General features: G+C 29.8%; 8 protein-coding genes. 3 read left to right on the top strand and 5 right to left on the bottom strand.

Features of this window, described 5'->3' with window-relative positions:
• The first annotated feature begins 2,417 nt into the window (after positions 1 to 2,417).
• On the top strand, positions 2,418 to 3,221 hold the full coding sequence (gene tcdA, locus HACICURV3402_RS00090; protein WP_157992357.1) for a tRNA cyclic N6-threonylcarbamoyladenosine(37) synthase TcdA: 804 nt from the start codon (positions 2,418 to 2,420) through the stop codon (positions 3,219 to 3,221).
• A 636-nt stretch (positions 3,222 to 3,857) separates the two neighbouring features.
• Here tcdA and purN read toward each other — a convergent pair.
• From purN to rpiA, 5 genes are all read right to left on the bottom strand, one after another.
• Positions 3,858 to 4,490 carry a phosphoribosylglycinamide formyltransferase gene (gene purN, locus HACICURV3402_RS00085; protein ID WP_157992356.1) on the bottom strand — a complete coding sequence of 211 codons (633 nt, stop codon included), beginning with the start codon at positions 4,488 to 4,490 and terminating at the stop codon, positions 3,858 to 3,860.
• Complete coding sequence (gene purM, locus HACICURV3402_RS00080) at positions 4,487 to 5,527, bottom strand: phosphoribosylformylglycinamidine cyclo-ligase (protein ID WP_157992873.1); 1,041 nt, start codon at positions 5,525 to 5,527, stop codon at positions 4,487 to 4,489. Before purM ends, purN begins: the two co-directional genes overlap by 4 nt.
• A 285-nt stretch (positions 5,528 to 5,812) precedes the next feature.
• Positions 5,813 to 8,608 carry a DNA polymerase I gene (polA, locus tag HACICURV3402_RS00075; protein ID WP_157992355.1) on the bottom strand — a complete coding sequence of 932 codons (2,796 nt, stop codon included), beginning with the start codon at positions 8,606 to 8,608 and terminating at the stop codon, positions 5,813 to 5,815.
• A 962-nt stretch (positions 8,609 to 9,570) separates the two neighbouring features.
• Positions 9,571 to 10,425, bottom strand: coding sequence for a prolipoprotein diacylglyceryl transferase (gene lgt / locus HACICURV3402_RS00070; protein ID WP_157992354.1), 855 nt, complete (start codon positions 10,423 to 10,425; stop codon positions 9,571 to 9,573).
• A gap of 222 nt (positions 10,426 to 10,647) precedes the next feature.
• Positions 10,648 to 11,307, bottom strand: coding sequence for a ribose-5-phosphate isomerase RpiA (gene rpiA / locus HACICURV3402_RS00065; RefSeq protein WP_157992872.1), 660 nt, complete (start codon positions 11,305 to 11,307; stop codon positions 10,648 to 10,650).
• Positions 11,308 to 12,526: 1,219 nt separating this feature from the next.
• Between rpiA and tadA the strand changes: the two genes are divergently transcribed.
• Both tadA and purL read left to right on the top strand, forming a co-directional pair.
• A complete protein-coding gene (tadA, locus tag HACICURV3402_RS00060) occupies positions 12,527 to 13,006 on the top strand; it encodes a tRNA adenosine(34) deaminase TadA (RefSeq protein WP_157992353.1) in 480 nt (159 codons plus the stop codon).
• Positions 13,007 to 14,915: 1,909 nt separating this feature from the next.
• On the top strand, positions 14,916 to 18,809 hold the full coding sequence (purL, locus tag HACICURV3402_RS00055; protein WP_157992352.1) for a phosphoribosylformylglycinamidine synthase: 3,894 nt from the start codon (positions 14,916 to 14,918) through the stop codon (positions 18,807 to 18,809).
• The last annotated feature ends 77 nt before the right edge of the window (positions 18,810 to 18,886 follow it).

Below are 18,886 nucleotides of genomic sequence, written 5' to 3'. Positions count from 1 at the left end.
AAAAACATTGAATCTATAATAAATACAAATTTAATAAACAGAAGAAACATTTATCTACATTTCTAAAATTAATCTAGCGATCGTGTTGTTGAATTATAAACAACATGATGTTTCTCTGGTTCGCTAAAACGACTATTCACTCTAATCATAGACTACAACTAAGTAATTTTAATAAAATAAACTAAAATACAAATAAAGAATAAGAAATTAATTCTACATTTCCATAAAAAATTATTAATTTATATTTTAATGTTCTGCGCCATTATTTATGCCAAAAATAGCGCGTGTTCAATGCACCAATTGGTTTAGTGACATAAATAAAATATTAATTCACTACTCGTCATATTAACTAAAATAAAATTACGTATCATTGTCTCTCTCGTAATCTATATTGTCATATTATTCTCAAACTTATAATATTTTAAAAATTTATATTATATGAATCAAAAATACAGAACTACTTATTCTCGAGCATAAAAGAATAGAATTTTTCTTCGTACAATACATATAATGATCTTATGCATCTGATAAAAAATGATAAAAACTCTATCTTTGCCATTGTTCTTACGAAAGAAACTTAAATTAAATTAATATATATAGTTTATATAAGCTATATATATTAATTCTAATGTCTATTAAAAATAGATATACAAATATTTTTTAAAACAAGTATTTAATATTTCATAGAGATTTAAACTAATTTTAAAAAATAGATATTATGCAATAATCTATGATATTTATCTAAAAATACCCAATATATTGCAGTATACAACTGCACCACACTAATATTATTTACTCTCTATTGTTATTTTCTATTTCCTATATCCTCTTCATATCATAACATCATAGACAAACAATAATATTACTTACTAAATAAATCTTATCTTGGTTCTAAACTAAAACAAGATAAACTTTTTCTTTCTATCGAAAGATGTCTTAAATATATCAGATCTCTATCCTTTTATTTTATTTATAAATACAATATAATATGCAATATATATAGACTGATATAATACTGATCTAAATTAGATTATGCATTCTCATATAAATATAAAAAAATTATTTTATACAATTATAAAATAATGCATATGCTAGATAATAGATAGAAAAATCTCCAATATCTATATCGCTATTCATAGCAATTTTCGATTAATGAAATATTATATTATATAACTTTAAAAAAAATTTTTACTTTTATTAATAAATTGTAGTGCATGGAAAAATATTCTATAATTAATTTATATTCAAAATATTTAAGTCAGTGTTTTATCTTAAAATACACACATACATACATTAATACCTTAATTACATACTCAATCATTGAACTTAATTATAAATGTTTTATTTTTTATATCTATAAAAGATCACAACATTGATATATCATACTTAGATAAGCATTGAAATACAATTAATATCTATATTTCTAGTTATTCTCATAAATAAGATCACCCTAATACCTAACCAGTGGTATTTGCTTACAAAAAATGCTTCTAAATAAAAAATGAAACTATACCACATTTAAAAAATTAATAAAAAACGATGAATATCCATGGTTAGATAAATCATAACAACATATTATACTATACAATATTACACCATAATAGAAAAATATCTATGATACCACAGGCATCATACATCATGTAGCTATGATAAATCACTTAGTTATGTGCACCACGACCATGATAGAAAAATCACTATATAAATAACATACTTTCTTGATCATCTAACTAATAATAGAGCGTCTTTACTAAAATTTTTGTTATAGAAATTGCATATAATTATATTTATATATACATATACATTTATTTTCTTTCAATACGCAAGACAATTGTGATTTCTTTAACAAAAATAAAAGAAGATCACATCAATTATCAAGAAATAAAAAAATAATTTAATTTAGAATTTGCATAAAAAATTATAATTTGTAGAAACTCTATAATCTTATAACAAATGATTAAAATTTATATACCATAACAACATAGGATGTCAACTACATACATGAAATTCATAGTGATCTGAACCGCTACGTATTCTTCCAACATTAATAACCTGTCTATCGTAAACAAAATAATTATGATTTATGAACGAATGTTTCTCTTAAATTATTCAGCGCTATAAAAAATTAAATATAGGTAATCTATATCAAGCTCACTGTAAAAATACAAGAAAACAATATAGGAAGAGAACAAAAAGTTATATAACGATTCTTTGCAGATCTCATCAAAAACAAAGAAATATAATAGATTTTTTATCATTCTCATTATAATAGATAGAAACGTAATTCTACTCCACTAATAATGTTAAAATGATATATTCCATTATAGTAATACTCAATTCAATAACTGAAATCAATGTTCACATTATTGATAATCATTAATTAAAAATTTCTATAATTAGTGTTTCTAAAGGTAAAACTGATGAAGATCTTACCTCTTTCTTGGAAAGAACGTTTTTCTGGAATATCACGTCTATATGGACAAACTGCATTATCATTATTTTCTGAAAAACACATCTGCGTTATAGGGATTGGAGGGGTGGGGTCATGGGCGGCCGAGGCGCTAGCTCGAAGTGGTATTGGTATGTTAACTTTAATCGACATGGATGATATATGTATTAGCAATACCAATCGACAAATTCATGCAATAGAAACAAACTTAGGCAAACCAAAAATTGCAGTCATGGCAAAACGTATCTCAGAAATAAATCCTGAATGCTGTGTAACCTGTATTGATGATTTTATTACTGTAAATAATACCTCTATCTTATTAGACTATAATTTTAGTTATGTTATTGATGCCATTGATAACGTGAGAGCAAAAGCGGCGCTACTAGCATTATGTTGTCGTTCTAATCTACCAGTCATAACTATTGGTGCCGCAGCTGGACAAATTGACCCATTACAAATACAAGTTTCTGACTTAACAAAAACAATCTACGATCCATTAGCATCTAAGGTCCGTGATCGACTTAAATATGATTTTCAAATCATACCTAATAGTAAAGGGAAGCTTAACATTGATTGTGTATTTTCAAGTGAGCGCTTACGCTATTTTCACGAGAATGGTTGCATATCCCATTCACGAAGAAACATTAAATTGCAAAAAGGAATGGATTGTGAAAAGGGACTAGGTACAGTAACTATGGTTACTGCTACTTTTGGCTTTATTGCCGTGTCACATATTTTAAAAAAAATATTATATAAAAACCAAGACACTATATGATCAAAAAATTATCATGTAAAACTACTCTACCACTGAACAAACGAGGAGAAAAAATAATAATACATCATTTAATAAATCAATATTATAATTAACAAGCTACAAACTCATATATATATAAATCTTAATACAAGTTTATAGTTTAAACAATAAACCATCAAAAATAGATCATCATTATGTATTTGGTACAATCTGCACATCCAATCAACTAACCATAAACCTCAGACTTGCTTAATATTAATTAATTTAGAATCGATGTTTATCTTCTCTGTGAATATGATTCATTTAAAATAGATTATACAAATCAAAATATTATATTAATTAATATGAACCCTGTATCACAATCACCAATTTTAATTCATTTTTTTATTATTTTTACATTGTAAAACAAAATATTGACAATGCAAGAAGTTAACTAGTCACGAGTGGTTGGACTCGTATCTTAAACTATAAGATAAAACAAATAAAATTACGTTAGAAGTAAACATTTATTAAACATGACTACAAGTAATCTTAGTGACATCTGAAAGTAATTAGATCACCAAACACAGTCCTAATAAATCACACACTAATAGTAAAAATTATTTAAACACATACAAGATATTACACTGATTATTGAAAATAGCTCAATGTAAAAATTTATGAATATCCCGCTTCAGGCAATCGCTTTCCATCTAACCACGCAGCACCATTATCCATGATTAAGCGACCATCAATAAACCAACTAATTGCTTTAGGATAAATCACATGCTCTACACATTGAACACGTGTAGACAAGGAAGATACAGTATCTCCTCTAAAAACTGGTACTTTAGCTTGTAATACAACCGGCCCTTGATCTAATTTTTTAGTGACAAAGTGCACTGAGGCACCGTGTTGATTATCTCCATTCTTAATAACCTTCTGATGAGTATGTAATCCCGGATAACGTGGAAGCAAAGACGGATGAATATTAAGTATTCGACCATAATAATATTCAACAAATTCTATACTAAGAATGCGCATATACCCAGCCAAAATAATTAGATGCGGTTGGTAATAACCTATTTCGTTTCGCAAGCGATCATCAAATTCATCTTTATTAGAATACCTGGATTCTAAAACGACATGAGCAGGAATCTTAGCTTTATGAGCGCGATTTAAAGCAGTTGATTCAGGCTTATTGCTAAAAACAGCAACTACCCTACCTGCAATCAACATATCACAACATGCATCCAAGATCGCCTGCAAATTACTTCCATAGCCAGAAACTAAAACAACAATACGTTTCATGTATGAATGACAACACGATCAGAGGAACTAGATGATTTAATAAAACCTATTTTCCACGCTAATTCTCCAGCATTACTCATCATATGTAAAACCTGGTCTAATGAAGAGGGATCTATTATAATAACCATACCCACGCCACAATTAAAAGTACGATACATTTCAAAAGGATTCATATAAGAAGACTGTTGAATCCAACAAAAAATAGGTGGCCAGTCCCAACTTGACGCCTCTATTACAGCTTGAACATTAACTGGTAACACACGAGGCAAATTATCTAATAACCCCCCACCGGTCACATGCACAATCGCATGAACATTAATCTGTTCAATTAAAGTTAAAATACTTTTTACATAAATCCGTGTTGGTGTCAACAGAATCTCTGCTAATAACTGCCCATTAAGGACAGAAGTATCTATACTAATTTTAGTATGCTCTACAAGTTGACGAACTAATGAATATCCATTAGAGTGTAAACCAGATGAACCAAGAGCAACCAGAACATCGCCATCTCTGACTTTATAACCATCAATAATACCTTCTTTTTCAACTATGCCTAAAGAAAAACCTGCTAGATCGCAATCTTCTCCACGATACATACCGGGCATTTCAGCAGTTTCACCACCAACTAAAGAACAACCAGACTCTAAACAACCCTGAGCTACACCTGTCATAATCCTAGAAGCGATATCAATATTTAATTTACTCACAGCATAGTAATCTAAAAAAAATACTGGTTCTGCACCCAAAACAATTAAATCATTCACACACATAGCAACCAAATCAATACCAATCGTATCATAAGACTGTAATTGCATAGCTAATCGAAGTTTAGTCCCAACTCCATCGGTGCTAGAAACTAAAATTGGATCACGATATTTTTTTGGTAAAGAACATAAAGCTGCAAAACTACCTAGTTCACCTATCACTTCTGGACGACGAGTTTTTTTTGCTATACCTTTAAGTCGACTAATTAACACATTACTAGCATCAATATCTACGCCAGAATTTTTATAACTAAAAACAGTAGTATCACTCACCATGCCATCCCCATTTGATATTTATGAAATAAACAAAATTTCACGGCATTACACCCTATATAGACCAATCAACGAACAATTAAATCACAACAACCTCTATAATATTAAATTTCATATACTTTAAATAACATATTACCTGCACATTCAAATTATATAAAAAAATTTATCTTCACACATTTCACTTAACTAATCTTATAGAAGACATTAATATGTATTCCACGTCATGTAAAAAAGTGATAAGTCATAAAATAATCACACCCAGATCTTTAAGGTAATATTCTTAAATTAATGACTCTGATCCCAATTATGACCTACACCAATATTAACAGATAAAGGTACGTCAAGTTTAATGACACCTTCCATCAATTTACGAATCTGTACAGAAGTTTCTTCTATAACATCTTTCCATACTTCAAAAACCAATTCATCGTGTACTTGCATAATCATTTTAACTTTACAAGCATCTTGAGTTAATAACCATGTATCCACATCAATCATTGTTTTTTTAATAATATCTGCTGCAGTACCTTGAATTGGGGCATTAATGGCAGAGCGTTCAGCTTCTTTACGACGAATCATATTAGTAGATGTGATATCTGGAAAATAAATACGACGCCCATTTAAAGTGGATACATACCCCTTTTCCACCACTTCTCTTTGCGTCTTCATTATATAATCCAATACTCTTTGGTATTGTGCAAAATAACGATCTCTATATTTCTTAGCTTCCTTTATACTTATATTTAAGTAACGTGCTAAACCAAAAGAACTCATACCATATATTAAACCAAAATTAATTGCTTTAGCGATACGACGTTGTTGTTGACTAACAGCGTTGATCGCAACACCAAAAACTTTTGATGCCATGGAACAATGAATATCTTGTTCTTTAGAAAAGGCTAATAAAAGATTCGGATCTTGTGATAAATGAGCTACAATGCGCAATTCAATTTGTGAGTAATCAGCTGATAAAATATAATAATTTTTTTCTGCAATAAATGCTTGTCGGATACGACGACCTTCACCACTGCGTATCGGAATATTTTGTAAATTAGGATGACTAGATGAAAGACGACCAGTAATGGTCAAAGCCTGATGATATGAAGTATGAATACGATTACTAGTTGGAGTAATCATCAGTGGTAATTTATCAGTATAAGTTGATTTAAGCTTAAATAAACTTCGATATTCTAAAATAATCTCGTAAAAAAAATTTTTTTTTGTTAAATCTATTAATGTATCTCTTGTGCCAGAATAGAGAACATCTGATTTGTTTTTTGTAGAGTTAATATTTTGTAAATCATATATAATTGCTTGAATTTGTTTGGGTGACAAAAGGTTAAAGGATTTTCCTGCCAATTTATGCGCTTCTTGTTCTAAGCCATGAAGACGATCACTTAGTTCCTTAGAGTGCATCTTCAGAATGCTACAATCAATTAGAACTCCATTATTTTCTATTCGTGCAATTACAGGTGCAAGAACTGTTTCAATGTTTTCAAAAATATATCTAAGTTCTAGATTTTTTTCTAACTCCATAAATAGTTTAAAATATAATTTAAGTATAATATCAGCACATTCTGCTGCATAATAAGTTGCTGTATCTAATGGTATTTTATAAAAATTCAGGTTATTCCTTCCTTGTTTATTGATCTCCGTTAATGTCATTGTTTTATGATTTAACCAAAATTCTGCTAGTTTCAATAAATCATTGCTACGCCATCTGCTGTTTAATACATAAGATGCTAGCATTATATCAAATAATGCGCCCTGAAGAACAATATTATGCTTCTTAAAAATCTTCTGTATATAATGAAAATTATGCCCAACCTTCATTATGTTTTTGTCCTCAAATAGAGGCTTTAAACACGAGAGAACATAAGAGCACTCTAACTGAACTGGTGCATTCAAGTAGTCATGTGCTATTGGTAGATAAGCAGCATGACCCAAGGTAATTGCTAATGACAATCCAATAATATTGGTATTTAATTTGCTTGATGAATGAGTGTGTAAAGAAAATGAAAAAAATTTTTTATTTTGTATAGTTTTGAGCCAAAATGACAATACTTGTTTATCTAAAATACTCGAATAATTAGATAACAATAATTCATGAATAGATGCTGGTGAATCTCTCTCTTTCAATACAAGAGAAGAATTTGGTATAGCTATTGTTTCTTTATGAAAGGAATCTAACCACCATGGATCTTTCTTTAAGTACACAACCCATCTTCTCAGTTCATAACATACCAAAAGTTTTATCAACTCTTTTATAGATGGAGATCTCTTAATTAACTGATCACTAGTCCATTCAAGTAATACATCAGTTTTAATAGTTGCTAATTTGTAAGAAAGAAACGCTATTTCTTTATTGATTTCTAGTTTAGACATTAGTGTTTGAGAGCCTCGACAAGAAAGCAAGGCAACTTTCTTTAAATCTGAATAAATGTTAATAATCCCACCAAGTTCTTGTAACAAAAACTGAGCTGTCTTCATACCAACACCAGGCACCCCTGGGATGTTATCAGATGAATCGCCCATTAAAGCAAGAAAATCTATGATCAGTTCTGGAAGAACTCCATATTGTTCTAAGACCTCTTTTGGTCCCATGATTGTATGATTTACTAAGTGAATTAACTTGATATTTTCAGTAACCAACTGAGCCATATCCTTATCATTAGTACTAATTAATACATTAAAACCATATTTCTCTGCCTCCAAAGCGAGAGTACCAATAACATCATCTGCTTCAACACCAGGAATAACTAGAAGAGGTATTCCCATTGCTTTAATAATCTTATGCAGTGGATCAATTTGTACTTTTAATTCTTTCGGCATAGATGGACGATATATTTTATATTCTACAAAAATATCATCACGAAAAGTTTTTCCTTTCGCATCAAAAATTACAGCCACATGACTAGGCTTATATTTTAGAAATAAACGACGAAACATGCTTAATACGCCATAAATGGCTCCAGTTGGAAAACCAGAGTTATTAGTAAAAGAAGGAAAAGCGTAATAAGCACGATATAGATAAGAAGAGCCATCTACTAAAATCAATAGATTTTTTTCAATCATAGTCATAAATAATTAATATTATCTTTTTAGTTTAATAAAATAAATATGAAGCAAATCGATTCATACCTCAGTTAATTTAACCTGTTGCAATATATTCACTTCTTCAATAATAATAGAATATATAGTCGATAAGTTATAGACACATTACCCTGTATACTAACCAATCACTCAACTAATTCCAAATAACTGATATTCTTTCGTATCACCGTAAAATAACAAATCAAATCTAATACAGTAAAAATACGATTTTATCGTAAATAATTTTACTGAAACCTGATTTATTGATATCTGTATTATAGATATTTGTAATATAGGAGTTCGATCATACATTTAAAAATAAAAATTTATTTTAATAAATAAAATTAATTCTTATTCTGAATCTTTCCTATGTAAATATAATATATTTCTAAACCTTTCTAATACTGCAAGATACAATGACAATCTTCCTGAATAAAAAATAATAATATTAAACTTTTCTTTCTTTTTTCACGCAAAAAATGTCACCATACTATCAAGTATAGTGATCGTATAGTTATGCAAACCATTCTACCACTCTCTAAAACAGATAGGGTATAGATATAACAATTAAGATTGTAAAACTTTTGACATTTATCATAACTTATAATAACTAGAAATTGGTACACTATACTATTTTAATTTATTTTACACTCTAATATCAGATGAATGAATCAAGTATAACTGATATATCTAAACCAACATATTTAGAGAAAGTTTATTAACAATCTTATTAATTTTCTAACTGATCTATGCTCCTTTTTAAGATGACTAAAATTGACTATACATATAAATTTAAAAATTGATTGCATGAGATAAATTCATAAGTAAAATTTGTAAAAATTGAACATGCTACAAAATCCACAATAAAATTAAAGACAACCTGATGGCAATGAAGCGAAAATTAAATAAAATTCATAATAGATATAGAGAAGTCATATATTTTTTATGAATTAATAATGACGGTATGCTCGCATAATCATAATAATCCCGACTATCATCATTGGAATAGATAATATTTGTCCCATACTTACTCCATAAAATAAACCTAACTGGACATCAGGCTCGCGAAAACATTCAGAAATTATACGTAAAAAGCTATAACTAATTAAAAAAAGTCCAGAAACAGACCCTATAGGCCTATTTTTATTCATAACAAAAACATTAAGAATAATAAATAATAAAACTCCCTCTAAGATTAACTCATATAATTGAGATGGATGTCTCGGTAAACTACCATAAGTCAACAATACATCCTTCCACTCGTTATGTATTTCTGTCAAACTTATATCTATATTGCGTGAACCAGGAAACAACATAGACCAAGGTAAGTCAAAGTTTACCCGCCCCCATAGCTCACCATTAATATAATTTCCAAAACGTCCTGCCCCAAGACCAAAGGGGATCGTTGGTGCTATAAAATCTGACACTTGTAAAAAATGACGCTTCGTTCGGTATGAAAAAATTAATATAGCTAATATTACTCCAATTAACCCGCCGTGGAATGACATGCCACCATTCCATATTTTAAATATATCTAATGGATTGTTAAGAAAAAACGGAAGATTATAAAATAAAACATAGCCTAGACGACCTCCGAAGAAAACTCCAAAAAAACTAACATATAGAAGGAGATCTATATCATCCTTTTCCCAAGAATGACGATAATAAGAAACTCTCCGCATAGCCATCCATCGCACAAATATAAAACTAATTAAATACATTAACCCATACCAATGTAAAGAAACTGGACCAAAAGAGAACATCACTGGGTCAAAATGCGGAAAAGATAAATAATGATTACTCATCAAACACCATGATAATAATGAATATAATTAACCATGCCTTAATATACCAATAATGAATATACACATAAAACGAGTATATAGAAATAAATTAGATTACTCTCTCATGAGAGTTGTATGTCATAAAAAATTATTTTTATAAAAAATAATAATTATGAGAAAAATCACAAAATTCAAAAAATAAAAATATATAGAATATAACGACTCTGTAACATATTTTATAAATTATTTTGTAAATATTTTCACCCCCTCAGTAGTACCAATCAAAGCCATATCTGCTCCACGATTCGCAAATAAACCAACAGTCACTACACCAGTCACAGCATTAATCTCTTTTTCTAACAAAGTTGGATCACTTATATCAAGATGATATACATCAAGAATAATATTACCATTATCAGTAATAACATTTTGACGATATTGAGGTAATCCACCAAGTTGCATTAATTGACGTTCTACGTATTTTTGTGCCATAGGAATTACTTCGATCGGCAAAGGAACATGCCCTAAAACATTAACCTTCTTAGATTCATCAGCAACACAAATAAAATAATCAGAGACTGCTGCAATAATCTTTTCTCTCGTTAAAGCTGCTCCTTTTCCTTTAATCATTTGTAATTTATCATTGATCTCATCTGCACCATCAATATAAAGAGATAAGATCTTAATCTTGTTAAGGTCTAAAATAGGAATACCATAAGATGCCAACCTAGCACTCGACACTTCTGAGCTTGATACCGTTCCAGCAATTTGATATTTTATTGATGCCAAAGCATCAATAAAATATGCAATTGTAGAACCCGTACCGACTCCAACAATCATTCCAGGCATAACATATTCTAACGCAGCCCACCCAGCAGCCTTTTTAAGCTCGTTCTTCATCATCATCAAGTTCCATCTTTTTAGCACGATATTTTGAACAATGTTGTTATTGAAAAAATGTTTATCAACACCATTCTTAATTAAATTCTGACATAATTCACTTCATATCGTCTAAAGATTATCTTTTGGCTTTTTTCTTATAATAGTATAATTTTACTCAGTAAAATATTTCTGATCAATTTTTTTATTCATATATTTAAAAAATACTAAAATAAAAAATAAAACATGAAAATAACTAAATTTAAAAATATTTTAATGTTTAAATGAATTTAAAACATATATAATAATATTTTTTATTATTATATAATAATTTATTTAATCCTATTTCTCATTTGAATGCATAAGTTTAGGAAATGTTCTAAAAAATAAATGAATATAGTGAGTTTTATCTTATTAACTAATCGATATCAATTTAGATATTGTATATTTTTTTATATTTATAATAATTCTAATTATTCTTGATTATAATATGTTGATAATATATATACACAATCGTTATGTATTCATAAAGATATTAATCTCGTTTATTATATTGGACAAAACTAATATTGCTTTCTAATGAATATAAAATTCAAGTTAATACTTATTTTAAATTTACGCTACTATTAGAAAAAAATAACACATCCCATGACATATCTATTATAATTTTTATTTTTTAAATCAATTAATCTATCATTTTTATATAATATTATCTTTATTTATATTATCTATATTACTGAATGTGTTAATCGTTAACCAATTAAAATACCTAACACACAGATAAACTTATCTCTGTTATTTAATTTTGTAAATAACAAAACTTAGTTTATAGTAAAATATAAATTATTTTAAAAAATCAATATTAATTATATCAATATAATTTCATTATGCATAGTTTATAAACAAATCTCATTCAGCATATATATAGTATAGTGACATTATTAATACATGATATTAATTATTTATTTTTTTTAAAATAACATTTTAAAAGATAACCATTCATTATAAAACTGCGCTTATTATAAAGAAAACAGTACAATATACTCACTACATCAAAGATTATTTAATTGTTCTTTTTTCAAAATAAGCATAACATTCAAGTAATTTTTGTTATATTTCATTATCGATAGATTAAATTTAATCTTAATGCTAGTTGAAAATCCTTTTTCTGGTGCACACTCTATTTTTAGATGAATTATTAAAAATTAATAAATTATTTTATTACAGAATACTGGAGACGACATTGACTGATCCCTCTGACCTATACTGGATGCATCATGCACTTTTGCTAGCATATTACGCTCAGTATCATAGAGAAATTCCCATCGGAGCAGTATTAGTGATTCATAATCATCTAATCAGTAAGGGTTGGAATCAACCTATTCGCCTGAATGATCCAACCGCACATGCTGAAATAGTCGCTCTACGAGAGGCGGGTAGAGTTATACAAAACTATCGTCTAGTCAACTCAACTTTATATGTCACAATGGAACCATGTCTTATGTGTTTTGGTGCTATCATACATAGTCGAGTGAAAAGATTAGTATATGGAACCTCTAATACGAAACATGAAACAATTCGTACCTTAAAATACATCCAAGAAACACTAAAAGTACATCACCATATCCAAATTGAGTCTGGAATTTTAGAGAAAGAATGCAAAATAGTGCTGAATCAATTTTTTCGCTATCAACGAATAAAAAAAACCAATCTTATCTCATAATTTATTAATTCCAATTCAGCCTTTTATAAAAAGGCTATTTACATTATTATGGCAATTGTTTTTTTACTTAATATTTAATTTGTTAAAACAAAAAACCTTTCTTGTCTTCTATAAATAAGCGCTTAACCTGAAAACTTATTTATTAAAGTATTGTTACAGATACTAAATAATGATTATTACCCTCTCTAAAAACTCTATACCATATTCCATAAACCTTAACCTAAAATTATATACATCAATATATCTAAAAATAACAAAAAAGATTACAAAATTAACAAATATTAATATTTCATATCCCCACTTCATTCAGTTAAGCACTGTTTCATTAATTCTATATAATATATAATAAAAAAATTAAATAAATTAAATAACATAGAAATTTTGATATATCTCTTTATCATCTTTTAACTGTATAATGACTGCCAAAACATAAAGTAAAACAACTATTTCATTCTATTTTATCTCCGTATAACTAAATCTAACACACATAATGAATTTTTTAATAAAAAATAATCTTCCTCCTTAAGAAGATGTTATACATTCTGGATATATCGAAATTTGAAGGTTTAAAACTGTTACTTTATAAAAAGTAATTACTCAATGACTTTGTATCATACACATCTCATACCAAGTATGATTTGATTTATAGAAGTTTATTAAAATACAAAAATAAAATAAATACTTAATAATATTATCTCAGCATGCCTGTTAAAGAGATAATTAACTTCAACACAAATAATTAAAATTACATATAAAATATATGATTCAGATGAATTTATTTAAGTAATTGACATCGTCTCTAAATCTTTCATTTAAAAATAAAAAAATCCTAATGTCGTAAGACTAGCCTCGTGACAGTTACAAATTCTGACAAAATAAAAAAATCCAATTTGTATCAAAAATTAAACAATAAAAAAATAAAATTACTAAATTATTCAAATAATAAATATATCTTTCTGTATACAATTGATGTCAATTACAATGCGTTTATCCACTCATATTTTTATGTAATCACATATAATATTAAATAAAATATTTTAATTTTTCCTCTAAGATCAGCCCATCCTATAACTCTTACATAAGAATAAATTCACCCTGTTAGACATCAACGTATCAATAAAGTATTACATAACCTTCATTGCTTTGCTAATATAAACATAGTGTGTTATATGTCATATTCGTTATAAATAAGCTATTGATTCAAGTAATTGATTACTATACGATTATTAAATATTGTATTATTTAAATCTCTTTTTTGCTTTATTCTCATAAGTTAGGCAACTCTAAATATCTATGAATCTCAAATTAATCTAAAGATATAAAAACGAAATTATTCACTGATGATTGCATTCTTCTAATAAACTCAAGAATGAATCTTAAACATGAATAATAGGCGCTACACTATATTAAAACTTCACTTTTATAAAGTTAAAAACCTATGAACCAAGGTTCATAAAAAATGACTTAATTTCCTCTAGAAAACTAATATTTATTATAAAGTAATTATGAAATATATAAACTCCAGTTTGTTCTTATAGAACGCAACCACCCCTTATCTCTACTATAATAATTAAAATTTTCTACACCAATAACCAATAAAAGAACAACAACCGATTTTACTTAGCTACAATCAGTTACAATCTTACCAGTAAGAAAATAAGAAAGGTCATGACCTAATAATGAAAAAAATAATTAGATAGTTATCAAATAATCATTTATAAAATTCTTGTAATAAAATAAAACATAGAACATCACTGGTCAACAGTGACACACTTGTAAGTTAGCCACCTATCAAAATAAATACCGATCAAACAATTTTGTAAAAAATTTAAAAAATTATAATAATCTATACTTAAATACTTGAATTACCATAATTCAATATACCTCTTTTGAATATAAGAGACCTTTTATGATAAAAATTTTACGCGGTCCACCCGCTTTATCTACAACTCTGATTAAAAAATTACTAACATACTTTAAAGAAGAACATCTCCCTCTGCAAAATATTTATGCTGAGTATATCTATTTTATTCAAATTCAAACACCTTTAAATATTACAGAGCAATTATGTTTAGAACACTTATTACAAAGTAAACCCTCATTGTTTAAAGAAAACTTACCGACTGGAAAATTACTTCTAGTAACTCCTCGTCTGGGAACTATTTCTTCATGGTCTTCAAAAGCCACAGATCTAGTCAGAAGTTGTTCTTTGACTAAAATCCTTCGCATAGAACGTGGTAAAGCCTTTTATATTAAATCTAGAAAACTAAATCAAACAGAATGGAACTATTTAGTATCAAAATTATACGACCGAATGATAGAGGCTTCTTTTACTAATTTTCAAAATATTAAACAACTATTCATTCAAAACAAACCCGCTCCAATGCAATATATCCAGATCCTAGAAAAAGGACGTACAGCATTAGATCAAGCCAATATCTCTCTAAATCTCCTTTTATCTGAAGAAGAAATACAGTATTTAATGACAGCATTTACAAATCTTCGCCGTAATCCAACAGATATTGAACTTTATATGTTTGCTCAAGCTAATTCTGAACACTGTCGTCATAAAATATTTAATGCTCATTGGTGTATTGATGGGAAAATACAATCAAAATCACTCTTTGATATGATACAGAATACTGTAAAAAAAAATCCAAATTATATACTTTCAGCATACAACGATAACTCAGCTGTGATGGAAGGTGCTCCCTCAAATCTATTTTATGCTGACCAAAAGGGTTTTTATAAATTTAATAAAAATAATGTACATATCTTAATGAAAGTAGAAACACATAACCACCCAACTGCCATTTCTCCAAGACCAGGAGCTGCAACTGGTTCGGGTGGTGAAATTCGCGATGAAGGGGCCACTGGAAGAGGAGCGCAACCGAAAGCTGCTTTATCAGGTTTTTCTGTATCTAATCTTCGTATTCCAGGGTTTGAACAACCGTGGGAACAAGATTTTGGCAAACCCAATCATATTTCTAGTGCCTTAGAAATAATGATTGAAGCACCATTAGGGGCGGCAGACTTTAATAATGAATTTGGACGCCCTGTATTAAATGGTTATTTTCGTACTTATGAAGAAATGGTTAATAGTCATAATGGCAGTGAATTACGTGGATATCATAAGCCTATCATGCTAGCAGGTGGTTTGGGTCACATTCTCGAAGAACACATTCAGAAAAGTAGAATTCATGATGGGGATAAATTTATTGTCTTAGGCGGACCAGCAATGAATATTGGACTAGGTGGTGGCGCTGCCTCTTCCTCATCTTCTAACCGATCTAATGTTGATTATGACTTTGCGTCTGTCCAACGTGACAACCCAGAAATGGAGCGGCGATGTCAAGAAGTAATTAATCGTTGCTGGCAGCTCGGATCTAATAATCCAATCATATTTATTCATGATGTTGGAGCCGGTGGTCTATCTAACGCCTTACCAGAAATGATACATCACGGACCATGCGGTGGTCGTTTTTATTTACGCAATATCTTAAATCATGAATCTGGTATGAGCCCATTACAAATATGGTGTAATGAATCCCAAGAACGCTACGTTATGGCAGTTTCTCCTAAAAATTTAAAGCTATTTGATACTATATGCCAACGTGAACGAACACCTTATGTAATTATTGGAGAAGCAATTAAAGAAAAAAAATTATCACTAATTGACAACTATTTTAATAACACTCCTGTCGACATACCCCTGAGTCTTTTATTGGGAACATTTCCTAAAATGACGCGCAATGTAACCAGTTACAAAACAATAGGGTCACCTTTACAGTATGAACACATCTCTCTATCTGATGCCGTATATCGCATTCTGCATTTACCTGCCGTTGCCGAGAAGACTTTCTTAATTACAATTGGAGACCGCTCTATAGGAGGCATGGTTGCGCGTGATCAAATGATTGGTCCATGGCAAGTGCCTGTCGCAAATTGTGCAGTCACTAACGCAAGTCTATATCATAATAGTTATCATGGCGAAGCAATGGCAATAGGCGAGCGCGCCCCAGTATCTTTACTAAACTTTTCCGCATCCAGCCGACTAGCTATTGGGGAAGCGCTTACCAATATTGTAACTGCGCAAATTGGTTCAATCACGCGCATTAAGTTATCCGCTAACTGGATGGTGGCAGCTGGCCATCCTGGTGAAGATGCTGGCTTATATGCTGCAGTCAAAACTGTTTGCGAAGAATTATGTCCTGAGCTAGGAATTGCAATTCCAGTCGGAAAAGACTCCATGTCTATGAAGACAAAGTGGAATCAAGATGATGAAAAACGAGAAGTTATTGCTCCTTTATCACCGATTATGACTGCATTTTCTTATGTGGAAGATGTACGAAAAACTGTTACACCACAATTGCAAACCAATGATAACGCAATAATTTTTATTGATCTTGGTAATGGTGTAAATGCTCTTGGTGCGACTGCATTTGCGCAGGTTTATCGTCAATTAGGCGAAATTACTGCTGATGTACGCAATGTTCAACAACTTGTCAATTTTTGGAAAGCCATTCAAAAACTAGTGACTTTTAAAAAACTTCTGGCCTATCATGATCGATCAGATGGTGGTTTACTAGTTACATTAGCAGAAATGGCTTTTGCCGGTCATTGTAGTGTCTTAATTGACATAAAAGACTTGAGTAACGATATCTTTGCAGCTCTATTTACTGAAGAGCTCGGAGCTGTAATTCAAGTATCGAACAACGACTTAAGTGAAGTTAGACAAATTTTAAAAGATTATAACTTAAATCATTGTAGTTATCTAATAGGCCAAGCAGTCAAAGGAAACCAATTCATCATATCTAGGGGTCAATCAATTATATATAAAGAACGTCGCACAACGCTCCGCGCCTGGTGGGCAGAGACAACTTGGAAAATACAACGCTTACGTGATAACCCAGACTGCGCAGATCAGGAGCATCAAGCTAAATTAGATAACCATGACCCTGGGCTTAATGTAGTTTTAACTTTTGATCCTCAAGAAAATATTACTTCAACATTAATAGCAACCAGAAAACGACCTAAAGCAGCAATTCTCCGTGAGCAAGGTATTAACTCACATATCGAAATGGCTGCTGCGTTCCATTATGCCGGATTTGAAGCAATTGATATACACATGAGTGATCTCATAGAAGGAAGGTCTACATTAAACGATATAAAAATATTAGTTGCTTGCGGTGGTTTTTCTTATGGAGATGTACTAGGTGCTGGCTCGGGATGGGCAAAATCTATTTTATATAATAACCGCATGCGCGATCTATTTGAAGATTTTTTTCATCAATCAGAAACGCTAGTACTCGGTGTTTGTAACGGCTGTCAGATGCTCTCAAACCTCCGAGAACTTATTCCTGGAAGTAAGGAGTGGCCTTATTTTATACGCAATAAATCCGATCGCTTTGAAGGACGGCTAAGTTTAGTGGAAGTGTTGAAAAGTAAATCCCTGTTATTTGATGGTATGACAGGATCGAAAATACCCATAGTCGTTGCACATGCCGAAGGTTATGCCAAAGCTCGAAATAAAACAAATCTAACACAATTAGAAGAGAAAGATTTGATCACCCTTAGATTTGTTAATAATTTTGGCTATCCCACGCAAAAATATCCTGCCAACCCAAATGGTTCTCCCAATGGAATTGCTGCTATAACCAATGAAAACGGCCGTGTTACTATTATGATGCCGCACCCAGAGCGAATATATCGCACAATTAATCATTCGTGGCACCCTGATACATGGGGAGAAGATAGTCCTTGGATGAGACTGTTTCGTAATGCTCGCAAACAAATAGGTTAAACGTATATCAAAATCAATCATCATGAAGATGATAAAACATATAAGATACTGAAAATAAGATACTAAGTATAATAAAA

Source organism: Candidatus Erwinia haradaeae, from assembly GCF_900698925.1.
Taxonomy (GTDB): domain Bacteria; phylum Pseudomonadota; class Gammaproteobacteria; order Enterobacterales; family Enterobacteriaceae; genus Erwinia_E; species Erwinia_E haradaeae_I.
The sequence above is the reverse complement of the archived record's forward strand: the minus strand, read 5'-3'. Positions and strand labels throughout refer to the sequence as shown.